This window comes from Marinilabilia salmonicolor JCM 21150, from assembly GCF_000259075.1.
GTDB lineage: Bacteria > Bacteroidota > Bacteroidia > Bacteroidales > Marinilabiliaceae > Marinilabilia > Marinilabilia salmonicolor.
Genome location: NZ_AJKI01000021.1, coordinates 12,610 through 36,003, shown reverse-complemented (window position 1 = coordinate 36,003; position 23,394 = coordinate 12,610). Strand labels below are relative to the sequence as shown.

Sequence of the window (23,394 nt, the reverse complement as noted above, 5' to 3'; positions counted from 1 at the left end):
GGGGTATTGTTCTCAGGCTTTCAGCCTGTTTACACCTTACCAGACTTATGTGTAAGGTCGGTTAAGTATCAAAGATACCAATTTTTAAAAAGTTTTTATTCCTTGAAGGGCATGGGGTAAAGAATATGAATCGATTTATGGATAGGACTGGTCGTTAATAGTTTGATCCCCCGATTGATACAACAAAGTATCCCTTTTGGTGTAAAGACTGTGTCCATCGGCTGCTTTGTTGGTGTGAAATTTTAAGAATTAAATCGCACCGTCATTATAAAATTTCTGAATGTTTTGCTAACTTTAACAAGCCCAACCTTCAAAAATCTGAAAAATCTGTATTCTATGAACCATAAAGATCTATCTACAATTGCCGATGCGGAGTTGTTGAATATGACTTCTGAGGAATTCGAAAAAATTGAGTCAATTCTTGGACGTGTTCCCAATAAACTGGAATTGGAGCTTTTCTCCATCCTTTGGTCGGAACATGCCAGTTATAAAAACTCCCGGAAGTGGCTGGAATTATTGCCTACAAAAAATCGGAATGTTTTGGTGGAGGCAGGACAGGAAAGTGCTGGTGTTGTTGATATTGGCGACGGACAGGTTGCTGTGTTTAAGCTTGAATCACACAATCATCCATGTGCCGTTCAGCCTCGCCTGGGAGCTTCAACGGGTATGCGTGTCGTCAATCGCGATATTTTTTCCATGGGAGCAAAACCTGTGGCTTTGCTCAACTCTTTGCGCTTTGGTAAGTCAGACAGAGATACCGCTCGATGGCTCTTTGATGAAGTGGTTAACGGGATTGCTGATTTTGAGAAAGGGTTTGGGACACCGGTTATAGGAGGTGAAGTGTTCTTTTGTGAAGCTTTTAATACAAACCCTATTGTCAATACCATGTCTATTGGCATTGCGGAGAAAGATGAACTGGTTTCCGCAGTTGCCCGTGGTGCCGGAAATCTTGTGGCGGTAATTGGTGTTCCAACCGGTCGCGATGGTATTGACAATGACGCTTTTGTCGCTGATAAAATTTCTGATGGTGAAACCAAAAGCCTTTCCCTTGAACAGATGCGGGATATAGAGTCTGAAAAGCATCTCTATAAAGTGTTGAAAAAGCTTATTGCCGGAAAACTGGTGGTAGGCGTGCAGACAATCGGAGCGCAGGGTATTGTGGGTGCTCTTACCGAAATGGCTGCCAGAGGAAATAGCGGGGTTGAATTCAATGCCGATCAGGTGCCGTTACGGGATAAAGATATGACCCTTCGTGAAATCCTGATTTCTGAAACCTGGGGTAGAATGCTTGTTTGTATTACTCCTGAAAATGAAACTAAAGTTCGCCAATTTGTTGAGGAGGGAGAACTTACCTTGGGCATTATAGGAACCGTAAATGACTCACAGATGCTCAAGTGTGGCATCAACGGATCTCCGGAAATAGAATTCCCGGTTAAATATCTTGGTCTTGCCGAATTGGCACCTGTTTATGAACGGGAAACTGCTGCAGAAAGGAAACTTCCCCAATCGATAAGAGTGGATGACCTGACCGAGCCTGATCATTATCCGGCTGTAGTCGAAACAATGCTTAAATCACTCAATGTTGTCTCCAAAAAGTGGTTGACCCGTAAGTTTTCAAAAACTTTGCGCAAAGAATCTGCAAGTACCAAGTTCCCTTCCGATGCGGGAATTATTGAATTGGGTACCAACAATAAAGCACTCCTTGCAACCGTCGATAGCAATCCTTCTTATTTTACCTCAGACCCCTTTAATGGTGCCCGGATATCACTTGCCGAAGCTATGCGGAATATTGTTTGCGGAGGCGGTGTCCCATTGGCTGTTTCTGACTGCTTAAACTTTGGAAATCCATATGATCCCGAAGCCTATGCCGATTTTGTGGATTCTGTTAAAGGATTGGCTGATGCGTGCAGATTTTTTGATATCCCGGTGGTCAGTGGTAACGTAAGTTTTTACAATCAACGTTCGGTTGAAGGTCAGATTATTCCTGTTATTCCATCTCCTGTAATTGGAATGGTAGGAGTACTTAAAGATGTGGATAAACATACGACTTTGTCTTTTAAGCATAAGGGGGATATGATTTTCCTTGTGGGCCGTTCACGTGATGATGTTAATGGATCGGAGTACCTTCGGACTGTGCATGGGGTGGATGTTTCATTGCCTCCCTACTTTAATCTTGAAGAGGAGAAAAAACTTCAGATTGTTATCAGTGATATAGTGGATCACAAGCTGGCCCGATCTATTCATGATGTTTCCAATGGAGGACTCTTTTTTACCCTTTTGGAATCAGGAATTCCGCTCAATTATGGTTTTGATATCACTTCTGATGCTGAAGTGCGGCGTGATGCATTTCTGTTTGGTGAATCTCAGGGGCGTGTCATCGTCTCTATTTCTCCGGAAAAACAGGATGACTTTGTGGATTTCATGATGGAAAGGGATATGCCATTCTCTATTTTGGGGCATGTTACAAAGGGAGAAATAAGGGTGGATGATGAATCTTATGGTTTTGTGGAAGAAATTAAAGCCAAATTTGAAAACAGACTGAAATGGTGGGCTGAAGGGAAAGTGTAATTCCATGGATGTATTGCAATATTTGTATCTGTCAGAATCTACGTAGAGTCTGTCCATAAAGTACCACTTGCTGCGTTACGCTTGCCACCAAAATACTCATTTACCAAAGTAAACTCCGTTTTTGGCGGCTTCACAAGCCCCCGAAAAAAAATCGGGGCATGCTTTGCAACTGGCACTTTCTGACCAGACACATGGCTTTTTACAAACTTTCCCGACTTTATAGACGGGCACTAAGTAGTGTATTCAGGAAATTGTATTAGATTGCAATAGCAGATACCATAAAAAATCTTCAGGAAGATTGCCGATTGAAAAACATCTTGGGCAGTCTTCCTGTTCTTTTGTATTGATGTATCAAAAAGGTTTGTATTTTTGACCAATATAATTTTCACAAATGATAAAACCATATCAAAATATTGATGGCAGCAAAAAGGAACAGGTTCGTTCCATGTTTGACCGTATAGCGCCTCGTTACGACCTGCTCAACAGGTTACTTTCCTTTGGAATTGACCGCATCTGGCGAAAAAATGTGGTGAAATTATTGAAAGGACTGCAGGCTCCCATTATTTTGGATGTGGCCACCGGAACCGGAGATCTGGCAATAGAAATATGTAAAATTGATCCTGTTGAAGTCTATGGTGTCGATCTTTCACCCCAGATGCTGGAGTTTGCACAAAAGAAAATTCAGCAAAAAAGACTTCATATGACCATAACTCTTAAGGAAGCAGACTCCGAAAATCTCCCTTTCGAGAGTAATTTCTTTGATGCGGTAACGGTCGCTTTTGGGGTGCGCAATTTCGAAAATCTGAGCAAAGGACTTTCCGAAATGCAAAGAGTGCTTCGTCCCGGCGGGAAACTCATTGTATTGGAGTTTTCCAAACCTGCCTCTTTCCCGTTTAAGCAGTTGTATCATTTTTATTTTACCCGTATTTTACCCTGGTGGGGAGGGCTAATATCTAAGGATAAAGATGCCTACAGGTACCTCCCGGCGTCTGTACTTCAGTTTCCTGAAGGAATGGAGTTTGAAAATGAACTTCGGGCTGCCGGACTGGAACCCGAAAAATCAATTCCCCAAACTTTTGGAATTGCCACCATTTATGTGTCTGTTAAAAAGTAAACGCAATAATCTGATGGTTTTTTTCGTTAGGCTGAAAAATCATTGGCCATTGAGACTGTTTGCATTTTTTATTTGTTTTTTGGTTCTCCAAATACCTGCTTTTTCTCAAGTCGAGAACAAGAAAAAGGTTCCGAACCTGCCTGCCTTTGACTATAAGCCACTTCATTTTGGCTTTCTTATCGGACTTAATGCTATGGATTTTAAAGTTCGCCATAAGATGCCGGCTGATCGTCCTGAAGGCTTTGAGAATCGGTATGCCGAAGTGGTTAGTCTCAATCCGGGGGTGAATATTGGTATTGTTACCAGTTTGCGTATCAATAAAAATCTGAATTTGCGTTTTCTGCCCGGAATTAGTTTCGGACAGCGCGATCTCTTATACATTCAGGATGGAGAAGCAGAGGAGGTGCCACTGGAAATCAAATCTACTTTTCTGGAGTTTCCCCTTTTGCTGAAGTTTAGTGGCGACCGGATGACCAACTTTAAGCCTTATGTCATCGGTGGTATCAATCCCCGCATCGATTTGGCCAAAACGGAAAATGATGGCCTCAGCTTAAGATCCAATGATTTGTATCTGGAAGTTGGAGCCGGTGTAGATATGTATCTTAACTACTTCAGACTATCTACAGAAGTAAAACTTTCGGTTGGTTTGCGAAATGTGCTGAATCCTGAGGGAACAGGAGAACCCGAAGATGTTTATTTCACTGATGTCCTCGACAGACTCTCTTCACGTCTTTTTGTATTTTCTTTTTACTTTGAATGATTATTGGATCTCCATATCTTTGCAGATGATTTGAATTTCTGTTTGTTGCAAAAATCTGTTATTGGTAACCCAGCAAATCAATCTCAACGTTATAGCCGTACACCAATGATTTAAAGCCTCCGACTCAGAAGCCTGACCACAAAACTCAGAACCCTGGACACAAAACACAAAACTCAGAACTCAGATATAATGAAGCAGGAAGTAGCTTTACGACTTACGCCCGAACAGGCGTCCCAGGAGGAATCCTTTAAGAATATTGCTGCCCGGAAGATGAAAATTTCTCCCGGCAAAATAACCGGTTTGAGGGTAATTCGCAGATCCATAGATGCACGGCAGAAGCAGGTGATGGTGCAGGTGCACGTGGAAGTATGGACCGGAGAACCCATGCCTGCCCATCAGCCCCGCTCTTTTCACTGGCCCAATGCAACCAATGCTCCTGAGGTAATTGTCGTAGGAGCTGGTCCCGGAGGTTTGTTTGCTGCGCTGAAGCTGATAGAACTTGGTTTTAAACCCATCGTTATAGAACGCGGTAAAGAGGTGTCTGAAAGGAAAAAAGATATTGCGCTTCTCAACAGGAATGAGGAACTTAACGAAGATTCAAATTATGCTTTTGGAGAAGGTGGCGCCGGCACATTTTCTGATGGTAAGCTATATACCCGAAGTAAAAAAAGGGGAAATTTTCGCGAATTTCTGGAGATTATGCATTTTCATGGGGCTGCAGATGATATCCTGATTGAGGCACATCCTCATATCGGAACCGATCGGTTGCCCCGTGTAATCCGGAATATCCGGGAAACTATTATTTCTTCGGGGGGTGAATTTCTTTTCAATGAGCGGGTTATCGATTTTATTCTTCAGGGAGATGAAATAGTGGGAGTGCAGATTGCTGATGGGAAAAAGATCACCGCAAAGGCAGTGATACTCGCCACTGGTCACTCAGCAAAGGATATTTATTGGTTGCTTGATGAAAAAGGCATTGAATTGGAAGCTAAAACATGGGCTATGGGAGTGCGGGTGGAACATCCACAGGAGCTGATTGATCAAATCCAGTATCATACACCCGAGGGCCGTGGAAGTTATTTGCCTGCTGCATCTTATAGCTTTTCTCATCAGGTAGAGGGAAGAGGCGTCTATTCTTTTTGTATGTGTCCGGGAGGATTTATTGTTCCTGCAATGACCGGAGCCGATGAAATGGTTGTCAACGGAATGTCTCCTTCGGGAAGGAATTCACCTTTTGCCAATAGTGGTATGGTGGTGGAAATCAGACCTGAAGATATTCCTGGTCATCAGCAATATGGTGCTTTGGCCGGTCTGAAGCATCAGCAGGATGTAGAAAGGCTTTGTGCAGTAAACGGTGGGCAGGGAGTCATTGCTCCGGCACAGCGATTGGTCGATTTTGTCGGAAAGAGACTTTCTTACGACTTACCCGATTGTTCCTATGTCCCGGGTACAATTTCTGCTCCTTTGCATTTTATTTTGCCTGAGCATATTTCCGGCCGTTTGCAGGAAGGTTTTAAATTTTTTGGTAAAAGAGCCCGTGGCTTTCTGGATGAGGAGGCAGTGGTGTTGGGTACTGAATCCAGGACTTCTTCACCGGTAAGAATCCCGCGTGACCGGGAAACTTTAGAGCATGTGCGTATTAAAAAACTATTTCCATGTGGCGAGGGAGCGGGATATGCAGGGGGCATCGCCTCCTCAGCTCTTGACGGAGAACAGTGTGCTATGGCTGTTGCCCGACTTATTAAAGTAAGGTAGTCCGTCTGAATTCAGAACAAACAATGGCTGCGGCAATACCTACATTCAATGACTCCATCCCACCTTTGGAGAATGATGGAACGGCAATTTTTCGGGTTACATATTTTGCGGTTTCCGGACGTATACCACTTCCTTCGTTGCCCATTACAATGATCCCCGATGACGGCAAATCAAGGGCGTATATGTTCTCGCCATCCATGAAAGTGCCAAAAGTTTTCAGGTCGGAGTTGGACGAAACTTGCTGACAAAAAGCGGGCAAGTCTGTGTAAATTACCCTAACACGGGCAAGGGCACCCATGGAGGCCTGAACGACTTTCGGATTGTAACAATCCACCGTGTCTTTGCTGCAGACAATTGTGGAAATCCCAAACCAGTCGGCCATGCGGATGATGGTGCCCATATTTCCGGGATCCTGAATGCCATCGAGTGCCAGAGAAAGCTGGTTGTTGAGTTGCTCCGGGTGAAATTTTACGGATGGCATCCGAAAGACTGCCAAAGTATTTTGGGGCGTCTTTAAGAAACTGATTTTTTTTAGTTCCTGAGCGGTGACAATTTCCGTGACTGCGGATGACCTTGTTTCAGGTAGTGGAACATTTTCAGTGGTCAGGATCATTTCGGCTTGAATGCCTGCTTCCAAAAGGTCGTGTAGAAGTTTGGGCCCTTCAGCAACAAACAATCCATGCTTGTCACGATATTTTTTCTGTGAAAGTGAGGAAATCAACTTTTTTTTCGCTTGTCCTATCATTTTGGCTTTTTCTTTGTTTGCAAAATTATAATTATAACCGATATATTTGGTTTCTTTGTATTATCAGGAATATTGAATCCCAATTATACTTTGATTTTATTGATGTCTAAAAATATTACTTCTTTTAGGAATTGTATTCCTTTTCTTTTCGGCCTGATGGTTTTGTGCGGGACCGGCTGTTCATCTACCAAATTTGTTCCGGAAGATGAACACCTGCTTGCCAATGTGAAAGTGAGAAACAGGGGGGCCGATGTGCGAAAGGAACAGCTTAAGCCCTATATCCGGCAGCAGGAAAATACCAAACTTCTTGGCGTTTGGAAATTCTATCTCGGACTATACAACCTTTCCGGGCGTGATGGTGATAAGGGCATTAATAAATGGTTGAGGAGTATAGGTGAAGAACCGGTTATTTATGACCCGTTTTTATCCACCCAGTCTTCACGCCAGATCTCCCTGTTTCTTAAGAATCAGGGGTACTTTCAGTCTTCTGTTACCGACACTGCCATCTATTCGGGGAAAAAGAAAGTTAAAGTGACCTATGATATCAATCCCGGAAATCGGTATCATTTAAAAAATCTGTTTTACCGGATCGAAGATGATTCGATCCGTAAGGAAATTCTGAATGATACGTTATCTACTTTTCTGCGTCCAGGACGACCGTTTACAGTTAATTTGCATGAACGTGAAAGGGAACGGATTGCCGAGAATCTCAGAAGTAAAGGGTTTTATAAGTTTTCTGAAGAGTTTATCTATTTCAGGTCAGATACTACAGCAGGCAACCATCAGGTCGTTGATTCTATGGTGGTTGTTAGTCCGGAGGATGTTCTGGGGTATAAACACCACCGCAGATTCAAAATTGATAAGGTTCTTTTTCATATTGGAATGGGAGCCGCCGATGCAGTTGAAGCCGACAGTAGTAATACTGCTGTTGCAACAGACACCTTAAATTATAAGGATATTATTGTTGTTTACAACGATAAATTGTCTTTTAAGCCTGAATTGTTGTTTAGTTCAAGTTATATTCATCCGGGTGATATATACAACGCCAGGATGGTTAGTCGTACACATCAGCTTCTTAGTGGATTGAGGTTGTTTAAGTACATTAATATTCGTTTCAGAGAAACCGAATCTTTTGATTCTGAAGGCAAACCGTTACTGGATTGTGTAATTCGTCTCTCACCGGGTAAACCACAGTCTGTATCCTTCGATATTGAAGGTACTAACTCTTCAGGAAACCTTGGAGCCGCCGGAAATCTTACCTATCAGCATAAGAATCTGATGAAGGGGGGTGAATTTTTTACTTTTAATACCAGACTGGCACGTCAGAACCAATTTGTGCGCTCCTCAGCCGAAGAGTTTAATACACTGGAACTGGGCGCAGAGGCTTCTCTGGTTCTGCCACGGTTTTTGCTTCCGCTTCGTATAGAACAATTCAGACAAAGGTACAACCCCAAGACAAACATCGGTTTGGCATACAATTATCAACGCAGGCCTGACTACACACGAACCATTGCTAATGCACGTCTGGGATATAACTGGAGATCTTCCAGGTATATTTCTCACTCTTTTTATCCCATTGAGTTTAATCTCGTAAATATTCCCGAGGTGAATGATGAGTTTTGGGATAGAATCAGCAATACTTTTTTGAGATATACTTATGAAGATCACTTGATTATGAATATGAACTATTCATTTTTACTGAATCAGCAGGTGTTGGGGCAACGACGTGATTTTTGGTATCTGAGAGCCAATGTGGAATCAGCAGGTAACCTTTTGTCTTCTGTCTCCGGCCTTTGGAACGAGGATTCAGGGCAGGATTATGATGAGCTGCTTGGAATTCGGTATGCCCAGTATGTGAAATCTGATGTGGATGTTCGGTTTAATAATCGTCTTGACAGATATACTTCGTTGGTTTGGCGATTTTTTGCAGGAGTGGGATATCCCTATGGAAATCTGGATGTGCTGCCGTTTGAGAAGCGTTATTTTTCGGGAGGAGCCAACAGCATAAGGGCCTGGCCTGTCAGGGGCCTGGGGCCCGGAAGCTATAACGAAGAGGGTGCTCGTTTTTACAATCAAACTGCCGATATTAAACTGGAGTTTAATCTGGAATACCGGTTTAAACTGTTTTGGATTCTTGAAGGAGCTTTATTTATGGATGTTGGAAATATCTGGAGTATCCGCGAAGATGCCAGTCCGGAAGGAGGCTTGTTTGATTTTGGAACATTTGCCGGACAGTTGGCAGTAGGTACAGGGCTTGGAACACGTTTTGATTTCAATTATTTTATCTTCCGGTTCGATGCCGGTCTTAAGACTCATGATCCTTCGCTTCCTGAGGGCGAACGTTGGATTCCGCTGAACAGACCCTGGACATGGGACGATGTTGGCTTTAACTTTGCAATTGGTTATCCTTTTTAGTTCCGGTGGAAATTCACCAATGGTTGCTTTTTTTCCTATTTTATTTTTAAATTTGCACGGATTTGTAATTGATTTTGTGTTATATAATTACGTTTTGTTGCAAATCTTTATTGCTTTTAACAAGTTATTAATTTTACATCTCATCAAATAATTGTAATTATGAAAGAAAAAATTTTGGATGTTGTAAAACCAGGTGTTGCTGCAGGTAAAGATCTTCAGGAAATTTTCCGTGTAGCCCGCGAAAACCAATTTGCTCTTCCTGCTGTAAACGTTGTTGGTTCCAACTCTGTGAATGCTGTGATGGAAGCTGCTAAAGTGGCCAAGGCTCCCGTGATTGTTCAGCTCTCTAATGGTGGTGCCGCATTTTATGCTGGTAAAGCAGCCAACGGAGAAGGACAGGAAACTGCTATCAAAGGTGCAGTTGCTGCTGCCAAGCATGTTCATCTTTTGGCCGAGTCTTATGGTGTACCTGTAATTCTTCATACCGACCATGCTGCCAAGAAATTGCTGCCCTGGATTGACGGACTCCTCGATGAGGGGGAGAAATTCTATAAAGAAACCGGAAAGCCTTTGTTCAGCTCTCATATGCTTGACCTTTCAGAGGAGCCTTTGCAGGAGAATATCGACATCTGTAAAAAATACCTCGAGAGAATGAGCAAAATTGATATGACTCTTGAGATTGAGCTTGGAATTACCGGTGGTGAGGAAGACGGCGTTGACAATTCTAACGTTGACAATGCACTTCTTTATACTCAGCCTGAAGAGGTTGCTTTTGCTTATGAAGAACTGAAGAAGATCTCTCCCAATTTTACCATTGCTGCCTCTTTTGGTAACGTTCATGGTGTTTATAAGCCTGGTAATGTTGTGTTGCGTCCCGATATTCTCAAAAAGTCTCAGGATTTTATTTCAAAGAAATTCGGTACCGAAGAGAAGCCTGTTAACTTTGTATTTCACGGTGGATCAGGTTCTTCTGATGCTGAGATTCAGGAGGCTGTCAGTTATGGTGTTATCAAAATGAACATCGATACAGATACACAGTGGGCTTGCTGGGATGGGGTTCGTGAGTATGAAGCTAAACATCATGATTTCCTCCAGACGCAGATTGGTAATCCCGAAGGAGAGGATAAACCAAACAAGAAGTTCTATGATCCCCGAAAATGGCTTCGTGCCGGTGAAGAGGCTATGGTTAAGCGTCTCGAACTTGCTTTTAAAGCGCTTAATTGCGTAGATGTATTGTAAAATACATTCTTAAATAGGATAAATTTTCAAGCCCCCACTATTGTGTGGGGGTTTTTTTAGTGGTACCCTTTTATTCTTTTCAGCTATGCAATCCAATACACCTTCCAGAGATACTTTTTCAGGAAAATTCGGCATTATTGCTGCTGCAGCCGGTTCTGCAATCGGACTAGGAAATATCTGGCGTTTTCCTTACGTTTTGGGCGAGAACGGAGGTGGTGCTTTCCTGTTGGTTTACCTGTTGTTTGTTATTATGATAGGTGTTCCGGTTATGATATCTGAATTGTTGATTGGTCGAAAGGCACAACTGAATGTTTTCGGGGCTTTCAGAAAACTGGCTCCGGGAAAACCGTGGTTTATGATTGGTGTGATGGGGGTGGGTGCTGCATTTCTTATTCTTGGTTTTTATGCTGTGGTGGCAGGATGGACCTTGCAATATGTCTATTATTCTCTGACCAATGCTTTGGCCGGTAACACTCCGGATCAGATGATTCAGGTTTTTGAGGGAGTTCAGGCCACAAAGGGATGGTCGTTGTTCTGGACATTACTTTTTATGACCGGAACAGCTTACATTGTTAGTTCAGGAATTGAAAAGGGAATAGAAAAATACACTAAAATATTGATGCCTCTGTTGGTACTTATTATTTTAGTTTTGAATGTGCGGGCGGTTACACTGGATGGGGCAATGGCCGGACTTGATTTTCTCTTCAATCCCGATTTTTCAAAACTTAATTCCGATGTAATTCTGGAAGCGTTGGGACAGGCATTCTTCTCCCTGAGTATTGGGATGGGAGTCATTGTTACTTACGGATCTTATATTAAGAAAAACGAGAGTCTTGGCGGAACTGCTCTTTCCGTATCCCTGGCCGATACACTGATTGCTGTTCTTGCCGGTGTTGCTATTTTTCCTGCAGCTTTTGCCTTTGGGATGGCTCCCAACCAGGGGCCGGGATTGGTTTTTGTTACCTTGCCAAATATCTTTAATCAGATGGCGGGAGGTTATCTTTTTGGATTACTGTTTTTTGTTCTGCTTAGCATTGCTGCATTTACGTCCTCCATTTCTTTGCTCGAAGTGGTGGTCGCCTATTTTACCGAAGAACTCAAGTTACGCCGCAAGCAAGCTACCTGGATTGCAGCCGGAATAATGTCTTTGCTGGCTGCTCTGTGTGCCTTTAGTGACAACGCCTTCGGGGCATTCGATTATGTTTCTTCAAACATATTGCTACCCATCGGAGGACTTCTCGTGGTTATTTTTGTGGGATGGGTAATGGAAAAAAATCTGCCACGTCTTGAAATAGAGGCAGACGGAAGAAAGGCTCGTTATTACAGAGGATTCAGGTTTATCATAAAGTTTCTGGCACCCATCGCTATTGCTTTGGTTTTCCTCAACGGACTGGGATGGATTTGATCGTCTGATAAAAAATGAATTTTTTTGATGCTTGATTTAATGTGAGTTATGATTTATCTTGCCTCAAAAAAACATGTGGAAAGATTGGCTTGCCTTTTCCCGAAGAGAACAATATGGCCTGGTTTTACTGAGTTTTTTGATTGTTCTTCTGGTCGTCATTAGATTCCTTTTACCAGTTGTTTCTGAACCTCCTGAAATAAAAGTGATTTCTGAAGTTGAAATTCTTTCAGAGTTGGAACAGTCCTCCAAAATGAAATCAGAAACTGAATCTTCGGTGCTCCGGAATAGGAGGCAATTTAACTTTTCCACATTCAATCCGAACACGGTTTCTGTCACAAAACTTTCCCGCATGGGAATCCCTTCCTATGTAATAATAAACTGGATAAAATTTCGGGAAGCCGGTGGCGTTTTTTACAAAGGTGAGGAAATTGGGAAAATTTATGGTCTGGATTCTATAATGCTGACCCAAATGCTGCCATTTGTGAAAATTGAAGACCCTTCCGGGATAAAACCGGATAAATATGACAAACCGGAAAAGGGAAATGCTGGTGGAGAAATGACGGTTGATTTCGGGACAGAACGCTTTAATGATGAGCCTCTTTTAATTATAGACCTGAATAAAGCTGATACACTCGAATTGCAAAGAATTAAGGGGATTGGTCCTGTTTTTTCCCGTCGTATTGTTGACTTTAGAAATCTGTTGGGTGGTTTTTACAGTGTGGAACAACTCAGGGAGGTTTATGGGTTGCCCTCCGGGCTGGTAGATGAAGTAAGCGACTGTTTTGTGGTCTCACCAGATGATGTTGTAAAAATGGATGTCAACACCTTTGCGCTTAGAAAACTTAAAGCTCATCCTTATGTTAACTTCTATCAGGCGAGGGAAATTGTTGAATATCAAAAGAAAAATGGGGTTGTTGCCAATAAGAGTGTTTTGGAAACATTCAAATCATTTGATAAGGAATCTTTGGAAAGGGTACTTCCCTATCTTTGTTTTAATGAGAAAAATAGCCTGAAAAGAGCAGAAAAATGAAAATTAACTTGTTTCAATCAATAATCTTCATTTTCTTTGCACCTGATTTTGGAAACATTGTTTTCTTTTTTATAACCGTCTAAAAGATTGGAGGTTGGTTGTTTATTTTTTAAGAAAAAGAACTGATTTTACAAATATTCCCAATTAGGTTTCTGCACTTTGTGAGAAGTGGAAGCTTATTTTAGTTTTAAAAAATTGAAGTTTAAAAATATTAAAGACGAATATCATGATCGTAGTTCCTATTAAAGAAGGAGAAAATATTGAAAGAGCACTGAAGAAATTCAAACGTAAATTTGAAAAAACTGGTGCAATGCGTGAAATCCGCAGTCGCCAGGCTTTTACTAAGCCGTCTGTTCAGCGCAGGGAAGAGCTTAAAAAAGCAGCCTATATTCAGAAGCTTCAGGAAGATACGGAATAGACAAAATTTCTTTTTCAAAACGCCTGACTTTTCAGCGGTTTTTTCGTATATTCGTTTAAACCATTAGTTGAAAAGTCAGGCGTTTTTTTATGCTATATATCGACCCGTTTCTAAAATATCTTAAATTCGAAAAGCGTTGTTCCAATCATACATTGGTTGCATATGAAGCAGACCTTAAACAATTTGCCTCGTATATGGAAGAGATGGGTGTGGAGGATGAACGTAAAGTAAAAACGAGGTTTATCAGAAACTGGGTAGTGGCGCTTCATTACAATAATCTAAAGCCGAGGTCAATACATCGGAAAGTTGCTTCTCTTAGAGCTTATTTTAAATTTCTTTTACGGGAGAGGGTTATGGAAACGTCTCCTGCAGAAGGAGTAATTTTGCCTAAACTTTCGAAAAATCTTCCTGACTTTGTCAAAGAGAAGGAAATGGACTTATTGCTTGATCAGTTTCCTTTTGGAAATGATTTTACCGGAGTGCGCGATAAAACGATTATCGATTTGTTTTACGGAACCGGAATTCGTCTTTCAGAGATGATTGCCTTAAGGGACGATAGTTTTGATTTTTCTTCCGGGCTTGTCAAGGTGCTTGGGAAACGCAATAAAGAGCGGCTTGTGCCGATGAACCAAAGCACTAAGAGCAATGTTTTAAAATATGTGGAGGTGCGGAATTCCTCTTTCCCTGATCGGAACAAAATTGGGTTTTTTCTTACCGATAAGGGAGATCCCGTTTACCATAAATTGGTTTACCGGATTGTAAATAAGCATCTGAGAGCTGTTACGACCATGGCCAAAAAAAGTCCGCATGTGTTGAGACATACTTTTGCTACCATTTTGCTTAACAGGGGGGCAGATATTAATGCAATTAAAGAATTGCTTGGGCATGCCAACCTTAATGCTACCCAGATATACACCCATAATACATTTGAGAAATTATCATCTATTTATAATCAGGCCCATCCCAGGGCCTAAATAAGTTGGAGGAGTGTCTATGAACATTACTATTGAATCGGTACATTTTGATACCGCAGAAAGACTTGAAGATTTCATCAATCAGAAAGTTGGGAAACTCGATCAGTTTTCCGACAGCATCATTGGAGCAGAGGTAACGCTTCGCCTCGATAAGGCTGAGACTTCGGAAAATAAAGTTGCGGAAATTGAGTTGGATATTCCGGGTAGTAATTTATTTGCTAAAAAACAAAGTAAAACATTTGAAGAGTCTGTTGATCAGACATGCGAAGCCTTGCGTAAACAATTGATTAAACGCAAAGAAAAGTTAAAAGCCAAATAGTCAAAAAAGAGTGCCTGATTATTTTGTGCTGTTTGAAAAATATTATACATTTGCACACCGTTTTTGGTAGGTGAATAACCTTCCAAATATCATTTTAATAGGCTGATTATAGTTAATAATCAGCCTATTAAAATGAATGGGCAAAAGGATAAATAGCTTTTTTGTTTCCAGGTCAGCAGAGGTTATTGTGCTGATTTTTTGGAAAAAAGAACCTTAATTATGGATTATTGCATTGAAAATGTTTATCTTTATGGCCCGAAAATCAGGCGTTTTTGCTTAAAAACAGACGCTAAGATGTTTATTTTTAGTAAATAAGTGGTTTCAATTTATATCTAATTGTCTAATAATTTCGAGTTATGGCTAAAGAAACATTTCAAAGGACGAAGCCTCACGTTAATATCGGTACCATCGGTCACGTTGACCATGGTAAAACTACTCTGACTGCTGCTATCACAAAAGTGTTGGCAAAGAAAGGTTGGTCCGAAATCAAAGAATTTGATTCTATTGATAATGCTCCTGAGGAAAAAGAAAGGGGTATTACTATTAACACTGCTCACGTTGAGTATCAGACTGAAGCACGTCACTATGCACACGTTGACTGTCCTGGTCACGCCGACTATGTGAAGAACATGGTAACTGGTGCTGCCCAGATGGACGGAGCGATTCTGGTTGTTGCCGGTACTGATGGTCCTATGCCTCAGACCCGCGAGCACATCCTGCTTGCACGTCAGGTAAACGTACCTAAAATCGTTGTGTTCCTGAATAAAGTGGACATGGTTGACGATGAAGAGCTTCTCGAGCTTGTTGAAATGGAAGTACGTGATCTGTTGAACTTTTACGAGTTTGGCGGCGATGATGCTCCTATCATCAAAGGTTCTGCTCTTGGCGCACTGGAAGGTGAAGAGAAGTGGGAAGAAAAAATCATGGAACTGATGGACGCTGTTGACGCCTGGATTCCTACTCCTGAGCGTGACAACGAGAAGCCTTTCCTGATGCCTGTTGAGGATGTATTCTCTATTACAGGTCGTGGTACCGTTGCTACCGGACGTATCGAAACCGGAGTAATCCACACTGGTGATGAAATGGAAATGATTGGTCTTGGTGCTCAAGCTAAGAAAACCGTTTGTACCGGTGTTGAAATGTTCCGTAAGATTTTGGACGACGGACAGGCTGGTGATAACGTAGGTCTTCTTCTTCGTGGTGTAGATAAAAAAGAGATTAAGCGTGGTATGGTTTTGGCTAAGCCAGGTTCAATCACTCCTCACACCAAGTTTAAGGCTGAGATTTATGTGTTGAAAAAAGAAGAGGGTGGACGTCATACTCCATTCCATAACAAATATCGTCCCCAGTTCTACTTGCGTACCCTGGACGTAACCGGAGAGATTACTCTTCCTGAAGGATCAGAAATGGTTATGCCTGGTGATAACGTAACGATTACTGTTAGCCTGATTTATCCCGTAGCTCTTAACGTAGGTCTGCGTTTCGCTATCCGCGAAGGTGGTCGTACTGTTGGTGCCGGTCAGGTAACTGAAATTCTGGAATAAGCATTCCAAAACATATAGAAGATGGAGAGGCTATGTGCTTCTCCATCTTTATGAATACGGGTGTAGCTCAGTTGGTAGAGCACTGGTCTCCAAAACCAGGTGTCGGGAGTTCGAGTCTCTCCTCCCGTGCGAAAATGTTTGATTGCCCAAAGGTAAAGAGCAAAGTACAAGATAGAATATGAAAAAGATAAAAGCCTATTTTCAGGATGTTCATCATGAACTGATAAACAAAACCTCATGGCCAACATGGCCTGAGCTTCAGAACAGTGCTATTGTTGTAATGGTGGCGTCTGTGATTATTGCAGGTATTGTTTATGCGATGGACTATTCGTTTGACAATGTCTTGCAGTGGATTTATCAACAATTGTATTAAAAACTGGAAGAAGGAATTATTCCGATGAGTGATATTCAAAAGAAATGGTATGTGGTAAGGGCTGTTACCGGGAAGGAAAAAAAGGCCAAAGAATTCATAGAAAGTGAAATCGCCAGCCGTGACCTTCAGGATTATGTCAGCCAGGTATTGATACCAACCGAAAAAGTATATCAGATCCGTAACGGGAAAAAGATTAATAAAGAACGTACTTTTTATCCTGGTTATGTGTTTATTGAAGCTTCATTGGTCGGAGAAATTCCTCATATTATCAAAGGTATTACACACGTTATAGGATTTCTGGGTGATGACAACCCTGTTCCGATGCGTGAATCAGAGGTGAACCGTATGCTTGGTAAAGTAGATGAGTTGACCGAAAATGAAGAAGAAATCAGCATCCCGTTTTATGTGGGAGAGACCGTAAAAGTTGTTGACGGTCCGTTTAACGGATTTAACGGGGTGATTGAAGAGGTAAACGAAGAGAAGCGCAAACTCAAAGTTATGGTGAAGATCTTCGGACGCAAAACACCTCTAGAATTAAGCTTTTTACAGGTAGAAAAAGAATAGTGTTCGTTCATCGAGCAGCGGAGCTTCCAGGGCAAGTTTCTTGCCTCTGCAGGTGGAAAAGATATTATTCTCAATAATCCTGATTATTAATAACCAACACGAATTGCTACGATGGCTAAAGAAGTAGAAAATTTAATTAAACTTCAGATTAGGGGTGGCGCAGCAAATCCATCACCTCCGGTAGGTCCCGCATTGGGAGCCAAAGGGGTGAACATTATGGAATTCTGTAAGCAATTCAATGCTCGTACACAGGAAAAAGCCGGTAAGGTTTTACCTGTTGTCATATCAGTTTACAAAGACAAATCTTTTGATTTTGTAGTTAAAACTCCTCCTGCTGCTGTGCAGTTGCTGGAGTCAGCTAAACTAAAATCCGGTTCTGCTGAACCCAACCGTAAAAAGGTTGCTTCAGTTACCTGGGATCAGGTGAAAGCTATTGCTGAAGACAAAATGAGTGACTTGAATTGCTTCACAGTCGAATCTGCAATGAGGATGGTTGCTGGTACTGCCAGAAGTATGGGAATCACAGTTGATGGTGATTTTCCGGTTAACAATTAAAATCCGTTTGCAACAATGACAAAACTAACAAAAAATAAGAAGTTAGCGTTAGAAAAAATCGATGCCGGAAAGCAATATCCCATTGAAGAAGCTGCTCAGTTGGTGAAGGATATCACCAAAACTAAATTCGATGCATCTGTTGATATTGACGTCCGTTTGGGAGTTGATCCCCGGAAAGCCAATCAAATGGTGCGCGGAGTTGTTACGCTTCCTCATGGTACAGGTAAAGAAACCAAAGTTTTGGTTCTTTGTACTCCCGATAAGGAAGAGGAGGCTAAAGCAGCAGGTGCCGATTACGTTGGACTGGATGAGTATATCGATAAAATCAAAGAAGGCTGGACCGATGTTGATGTTATCATTACTATGCCCAGTGTTATGGCTAAAGTCGGTGCTTTGGGCCGGATTCTCGGACCTCGCGGTCTGATGCCTAACCCCAAAAGTGGTACTGTAACCATGGATATTGCTAAAGCTGTTAGCGAAGTGAAGGCTGGTAAAATTGACTTTAAAGTGGACAAGTATGGAATTATCCATTCTACCGTTGGAAAAGTCTCTTTTTCGCCCGATAAGCTTACAGAGAATGTGCGTGAATTTGTAGGTAACATTATCAAGCTGAAACCTTCAGCTGCTAAAGGTACCTATATTAAGAGCATCGCGCTTTCTAGTACCATGAGTCCCGGTATTCGCATTGAACCCAAGTCGGTTGAGGTTTAATATTAATGTTAACTGAAGAGTATTAGGAATCATGAAAAAAACAGATAAAAGCGCACTGATTAAAGAGCTTTCAGAAAAAATCAATGAGTACAGTCATTTTTATGTGGCTGATACCCTTGGGTTGAATGCCTCTCAAACCAGCGATTTGCGTCGTGCTTGTTTTAATAAGGACGTTAAGATGATGGTGGTTAAAAACACCCTCTTCCAACTGGCCCTTGAGCAAAGCGAAAAGCAGGTGGAAGGCATGGAGGAAGCCTTTAAAGGTACTTCTGCTGTTCTTTTCTGTAATACAGGAAATGTTCCTGCCAAATTGATTAAGGAATTCCAAAAAACTACAAGTTTACCTGTTTTGAAAGGTGCTTATGTTGAGGAATCCGTTTATATGGGTAGTGAACAATTAGAGACACTTAGTACCATCAAATCTAAGGAAGAATTGCTTGGTGATGTTATCGGTCTTCTGCAGTCACCTGCGAAGAACGTTATTTCCGCGCTGCAATCCGGAGGAACCAAAATTCATGGAATTCTCCAGACCCTTAGTGAAAAAGAATAAATTTTTACAAACTGAAATTGAAATTATTTAATACCTAGAACAATGGCAGATATTAAAAAACTTGCAGAAGAATTAGTGAATTTGACTGTGAAAGACGTTAACGAGCTTGCTGAAATCCTGAAAGAAGAATATGGCATCGAACCTGCTGCTGCAGCCGTTGCTGTTGCTGGTGGTGCTGCTGCCGGTGAAGCTGAAGGCGCTGCTGAGCAAACTGAATTTGATGTTATCCTGAAATCAGCAGGTGGTTCTAAACTTGCCATCGTAAAACTGGTTAAGGAAATGACCGGTGTTGGCCTGAAAGAAGCCAAAGAAGTTGTGGATAAAGCTCCCGCTCCGATCAAGGAAAAAGTATCTAAAGAAGAAGCTGAAAGCCTTAAATCTCAATTAGAAGAAGCAGGAGCAGAAGTTGAACTTAAGTAAACAGGACAATATACCTGAAATATGGTGACGGTTTAGGAACCCATGATTATGGGATCCTAAACCTTTTTATGCTTATATGTTTAAGTTCAAATAATTTGTTGATAGATGACTCCAATTACTACCGAAAGGATTAGCTTTGCTACCATCAAAAACCAGCTGGACTATCCTGACTTCCTGGAAATTCAGCTGAAATCTTTCCGTGAATTTTTCCAGATGGGGACTACCCCCGAGGAAAGGAAACAGGAGGGGTTATGGCAGGTTTTTATGGAGAACTTCCCGATTACGGATACCCGAAACAATTTTGTGCTCGAGTTTCTGGATTTTGGAATCGATCCATCCCGTTATACCATTGAAGAATGCATCGAAAGAGGACTGACCTATTGTGTCCCCCTGAAAGCCAAACTTAAACTTTATTGTACCGACCCGGAACATGAGGATTTTGATACCGTTGTTCAGGATGTTTATCTGGGTACTGTTCCGTACATGACCGATAAAGGTAGCTTTATTATTAATGGTGCCGAAAGGGTCATCGTATCGCAGTTGCACAGGTCTCCTGGTGTTTTCTTCGGTCAGAGCGTGCATGCCAATGGAACTAAATTGTATTCTGCCAGAATTATTCCTTTTAAAGGTTCCTGGATTGAATTTGCTACCGATATTAATAATGTGATGTATGCTTACATCGACAGGAAAAAGAAATTGCCTGTTACCACATTGTTAAGAGCTATTGGATACGAAAGTGATAAAGAGGTCCTGGAAATTTTTGATCTTGCTGATGAAATTAAAGTTTCCAAAACTGCTTTGAAAAAGGTAGTTGGCCGAAAGCTTGCTGCCCGTGTCCTAAAAACCTGGATCGAAGACTTCGTGGATGAAGATACAGGGGAGGTAGTTTCTATTGAAAGAAATGAAGTGGTTATTGACCGGGAAACTGTGTTGGAAGATGAACACATTGAGGAAATCATCGATTCCGGGACCAAGACTATTTTACTCCATAAGGAAGATCAGAACCTTTCTGATTTTGCTATTATTTATAACACGCTTCAAAAAGACCCCTGTAACTCAGAGAAAGAAGCTGTTGTTCACATCTATCGACAATTACGGAATGCCGAACCACCGGATGAGGCTACTGCCCGTGACGTTATCGACAAGTTGTTCTTTTCTGATAAACGTTACGATTTGGGGGATGTTGGGCGTTACCGACTGAATAAAAAACTGAATCTTAATATTGATCTGGATACGAAGGTATTAACTCGTGATGATATGATCGCGATTATTAAATATCTGATTGAACTGATCAATTCTAAGACTGAGGTTGATGATATTGACCACCTGAGTAACCGTCGCGTTCGTACCGTTGGTGAACAGATGGCCAATCAGTTTGGTGTTGGTCTGGCTCGTATGGCCCGAACCATTCGTGAGCGAATGAATGTTCGTGACAATGAGGTGTTTACGCCTATTGATCTGATCAACAGTAAAACCCTTTCTTCGGTTATTAATAGTTTCTTTGGTACCAATGCGTTGTCGCAGTTTATGGATCAGACCAACCCGTTGGCTGAGATTACTCATAAACGACGGATGTCAGCTCTCGGACCTGGTGGTTTGTCTCGTGAACGTGCCGGATTTGAGGTTCGTGATGTTCACTATACGCACTATGGTCGCTTGTGTCCTATTGAAACGCCTGAAGGACCAAACATTGGACTTATCTCATCTCTTTGTGTGTTTGCGAAAATCAATAATCTTGGATTTATTGAAACTCCTTATCGTAGAGTTGAAACCAGTAAGGTGGATCTTACCAATGAGGGTGTTTATTATCTTACTGCAGAAGAGGAAGAGTCAAAAATTATTGCGCAGGCAAATGCTCCTCTTGACGAAGGTGGTGTTTTTGCTAATAGTAAGGTTAAGGCTCGTCACGATGGTGACTTCCCGCTCATTGACAGAGAGGAAATAGACCTGATGGACGTTGCTCCTAACCAGATTGCTTCTGTTGCTGCTTCGTTGATTCCTTTCCTTGAGCATGATGATGCCAACCGCGCTTTGATGGGATCTAACATGATGCGTCAGGCTGTTCCTTTGTTGCGGCCTCAGGCACCTATTGTGGGTACCGGACTGGAGGGTAAACTGATTCGTGATTCACGTACTCAGATTGTTGCCGAAGGTTATGGTGTTGTTGAGTTTGTTGATGCCCAGGAGATCGTGGTACGATATGATCTTACTGATGAAGAGAAATTTGTGAGTTTTGAACCTGAAACAAAAAGGTATAAACTTACTAAATATAAGAAAACCAACCAGAGCACTACGGTAGATATGAAACCGCTCGTTAAGAAAGGTGATCGTATTGAGCCGGGTCAGATTATGACCGAAGGTTACTCTACCGAGAAAGGTGAACTCGCACTGGGACGTAACCTGAAAGTGGCTTTTATGCCCTGGAAAGGTTACAACTTTGAGGATGCTATTGTTATCTCCGAAAAACTTGTCCGTGAGGATGTGTTTACGTCGGTGCATATTGATGAGTATTCACTTGAAGTGCGGGACACAAAACGCGGATTGGAAGAACTGACCTCTGATATTCCCAACGTAAGTGAAGAAGCGACCAGAGAATTGGATGAAAATGGTCTTATTCGTGTTGGTGCGCATGTGAAGCCCGGTGATATTCTCATTGGTAAAATTACCCCTAAAGGGGAGAGTGACCCGACTCCGGAAGAGAAACTGCTGAGGGCTATCTTTGGTGAAAAGGCAGGCGATGTGAAGGATGCTTCTTTGAAAGCTTCTCCATCATTATCTGGTGTGGTTATCGATAAGAAATTGTTCTCACGTGTGGTAAAAGACCGCAAAAACAGAACAAGCGATAAACCTGCACTGGCTAAGATTGATCAGGAGTTCGATCGTTCTATTGACGAAATCAAGGGCCGTCTTGTTGATAAGCTTTTCTCTCTTATTAATGGCAAAACCAGCCAGGGCGTTAAAGATTATCTCGGAGCTGATCTTATTTCCAAAGGAACCAAGTTTACTCAGAAAATTCTTCAGGATCTTGATTATTTGTCAGTTAATCCCAATAAGTGGACAACCGACAAAGATAAAAATGAGCTTATTTCCAAGGTAATTCACAATTACCGGATGAAATATAAACAGCTTGAAGCCAAAGAGAAGAGACAAAAATACAATCTTACCATTGGTGACGAGTTACCTGCAGGAATTGTGCAGCTGGCAAAAGTTTACATTGCTAAGAAGCGTAAAATTACAGTGGGTGATAAGATGGCCGGACGACATGGTAACAAAGGTATTGTTTCCCGTATTGTTCGTCAGGAGGATATGCCATTCCTTGAGGATGGAACGCCTGTGGATATTGTATTGAACCCGTTGGGTGTACCTTCAAGGATGAACCTTGGTCAGATATACGAGACCGTTCTTGCCTGGGCAGGGGATGTTCTTGGAGTTAAGTTTGCTACTCCGATCTTTGACGGTGCCTCAAATGAGGATCTGACAGACTGGACGCGCAAAGCCAGTGTGCCTGATTTTGGTAAGAGTTATCTGTATGATGGTGGTACCGGAGAACGATTCCACCAGCCCGCTACAGTAGGTATCATTTATATGCTGAAACTTGGCCATATGGTTGAGGACAAGATGCACGCACGTTCTATCGGGCCTTATTCTCTCATCACCCAGCAGCCACTAGGTGGTAAAGCTCAGTTTGGTGGTCAGCGTTTTGGTGAGATGGAGGTTTGGGCTCTCGAGGCATTTGGTGCTTCTCACATATTGCAGGAGATTCTCACAGTGAAATCGGATGATGTACTTGGTCGTGCCAAGGCTTACGAGACCATTGTGAAAGGTGACCCGCTTCCAATGCCGGGCATCCCCGAATCACTCAATGTATTGCTGCATGAAATGCGCGGTCTTGGTTTGAGTGTGAATCTTGAATAGTACTCTGGCTATGTGCTTTC

Annotated in this window: 20 protein-coding genes and 1 tRNA gene; 20 read left to right on the top strand and 1 reads right to left on the bottom strand. The window is 42.0% G+C overall.

Annotated features, from left to right (window positions below):
* Window positions 1-336 precede the first annotated feature (336 nt).
* The 4 genes from purL to W7W_RS0111315 all read left to right on the top strand — a co-directional run bounded on the left by purL (window position 337) and on the right by W7W_RS0111315 (window position 6,197).
* Entirely contained in the window at window positions 337-2,568 is a 2,232-nt protein-coding gene (gene purL / locus W7W_RS0111330; protein ID WP_010663875.1) for a phosphoribosylformylglycinamidine synthase subunit PurL, read from the top strand.
* A 391-nt stretch (window positions 2,569-2,959) separates the two neighbouring features.
* Window positions 2,960-3,682, top strand: a complete 723-nt coding sequence (gene ubiE / locus W7W_RS0111325) for a bifunctional demethylmenaquinone methyltransferase/2-methoxy-6-polyprenyl-1,4-benzoquinol methylase UbiE (protein WP_010663874.1) — start codon at window positions 2,960-2,962, stop codon at window positions 3,680-3,682.
* Window positions 3,683-3,731: 49 nt separating this feature from the next.
* The gene (gene porT / locus W7W_RS0111320; protein ID WP_234408737.1) at window positions 3,732-4,442 is read left to right on the top strand and encodes a type IX secretion/gliding motility protein PorT/SprT; all 711 of its coding nucleotides are present in this window, start codon (window positions 3,732-3,734) and stop codon (window positions 4,440-4,442) included.
* Window positions 4,443-4,631: 189 nt separating this feature from the next.
* Window positions 4,632-6,197: an NAD(P)/FAD-dependent oxidoreductase gene (locus W7W_RS0111315; protein WP_010663872.1), complete on the top strand. Its 1,566-nt coding sequence runs from the start codon at window positions 4,632-4,634 to the stop codon at window positions 6,195-6,197.
* On the opposite strand, the gene W7W_RS0111310 is transcribed toward W7W_RS0111315, so the two are convergent.
* Entirely contained in the window at window positions 6,184-6,942 is a 759-nt protein-coding gene (locus tag W7W_RS0111310) for a TrmH family RNA methyltransferase (protein ID WP_010663871.1), read from the bottom strand. The genes W7W_RS0111315 and W7W_RS0111310 overlap by 14 nt on opposite strands.
* Window positions 6,943-7,044: 102 nt before the next feature.
* Here W7W_RS0111310 and tamL point away from each other — a divergent pair, with 102 nt between their 5' ends.
* From tamL to rpoB, 16 genes are all read left to right on the top strand, one after another.
* Window positions 7,045-9,357: a translocation and assembly module lipoprotein TamL gene (gene tamL, locus W7W_RS0111305; RefSeq protein ID WP_238532134.1), complete on the top strand. Its 2,313-nt coding sequence runs from the start codon at window positions 7,045-7,047 to the stop codon at window positions 9,355-9,357.
* 159 nt (window positions 9,358-9,516) lie between these two features.
* Entirely contained in the window at window positions 9,517-10,596 is a 1,080-nt protein-coding gene (gene fbaA / locus W7W_RS0111300; protein WP_010663869.1) for a class II fructose-bisphosphate aldolase, read from the top strand.
* Between the two features lie 85 nt (window positions 10,597-10,681).
* A complete protein-coding gene (locus tag W7W_RS0111295) occupies window positions 10,682-12,001 on the top strand; it encodes a sodium-dependent transporter (RefSeq protein WP_010663868.1) in 1,320 nt (439 codons plus the stop codon).
* A 73-nt stretch (window positions 12,002-12,074) separates the two neighbouring features.
* On the top strand, window positions 12,075-13,031 hold the full coding sequence (locus tag W7W_RS0111290) for a helix-hairpin-helix domain-containing protein (RefSeq protein WP_010663867.1): 957 nt from the start codon (window positions 12,075-12,077) through the stop codon (window positions 13,029-13,031).
* A gap of 226 nt (window positions 13,032-13,257) precedes the next feature.
* Window positions 13,258-13,449, top strand: coding sequence for a 30S ribosomal protein S21 (gene rpsU, locus W7W_RS0111280; RefSeq protein ID WP_010663866.1), 192 nt, complete (start codon window positions 13,258-13,260; stop codon window positions 13,447-13,449).
* Window positions 13,450-13,538: 89 nt separating this feature from the next.
* A complete protein-coding gene (locus W7W_RS0111275; protein WP_010663865.1) occupies window positions 13,539-14,423 on the top strand; it encodes a tyrosine-type recombinase/integrase in 885 nt (294 codons plus the stop codon).
* A gap of 19 nt (window positions 14,424-14,442) precedes the next feature.
* A complete protein-coding gene (gene hpf / locus W7W_RS0111270; RefSeq protein ID WP_010663864.1) occupies window positions 14,443-14,742 on the top strand; it encodes a ribosome hibernation-promoting factor, HPF/YfiA family in 300 nt (99 codons plus the stop codon).
* A 356-nt stretch (window positions 14,743-15,098) separates the two neighbouring features.
* Window positions 15,099-16,286 (top strand): elongation factor Tu, encoded by a 1,188-nt coding sequence (gene tuf / locus W7W_RS0111260; protein WP_010663863.1) that lies wholly within the window; start codon window positions 15,099-15,101, stop codon window positions 16,284-16,286.
* 56 nt (window positions 16,287-16,342) lie between these two features.
* Window positions 16,343-16,415, top strand: a tRNA-Trp gene (locus W7W_RS0111255).
* A gap of 49 nt (window positions 16,416-16,464) precedes the next feature.
* Window positions 16,465-16,659 carry a preprotein translocase subunit SecE gene (secE, locus tag W7W_RS0111250; RefSeq protein WP_010663862.1) on the top strand — a complete coding sequence of 65 codons (195 nt, stop codon included), beginning with the start codon at window positions 16,465-16,467 and terminating at the stop codon, window positions 16,657-16,659.
* A gap of 24 nt (window positions 16,660-16,683) precedes the next feature.
* Window positions 16,684-17,223: a transcription termination/antitermination protein NusG gene (nusG, locus tag W7W_RS0111245; RefSeq protein ID WP_010663861.1), complete on the top strand. Its 540-nt coding sequence runs from the start codon at window positions 16,684-16,686 to the stop codon at window positions 17,221-17,223.
* A gap of 111 nt (window positions 17,224-17,334) precedes the next feature.
* Complete coding sequence (gene rplK / locus W7W_RS0111240; protein WP_010663860.1) at window positions 17,335-17,778, top strand: 50S ribosomal protein L11; 444 nt, start codon at window positions 17,335-17,337, stop codon at window positions 17,776-17,778.
* Between the two features lie 15 nt (window positions 17,779-17,793).
* Window positions 17,794-18,489, top strand: a complete 696-nt coding sequence (gene rplA / locus W7W_RS0111235; protein ID WP_010663859.1) for a 50S ribosomal protein L1 — start codon at window positions 17,794-17,796, stop codon at window positions 18,487-18,489.
* Between the two features lie 31 nt (window positions 18,490-18,520).
* Window positions 18,521-19,039, top strand: a complete 519-nt coding sequence (gene rplJ / locus W7W_RS0111230; protein ID WP_010663858.1) for a 50S ribosomal protein L10 — start codon at window positions 18,521-18,523, stop codon at window positions 19,037-19,039.
* Between the two features lie 42 nt (window positions 19,040-19,081).
* Window positions 19,082-19,459 (top strand): 50S ribosomal protein L7/L12, encoded by a 378-nt coding sequence (rplL, locus tag W7W_RS0111225; RefSeq protein WP_010663857.1) that lies wholly within the window; start codon window positions 19,082-19,084, stop codon window positions 19,457-19,459.
* 105 nt (window positions 19,460-19,564) lie between these two features.
* Window positions 19,565-23,374, top strand: coding sequence for a DNA-directed RNA polymerase subunit beta (gene rpoB, locus W7W_RS0111220; RefSeq protein ID WP_010663856.1), 3,810 nt, complete (start codon window positions 19,565-19,567; stop codon window positions 23,372-23,374).
* The last annotated feature ends 20 nt before the right edge of the window (window positions 23,375-23,394 follow it).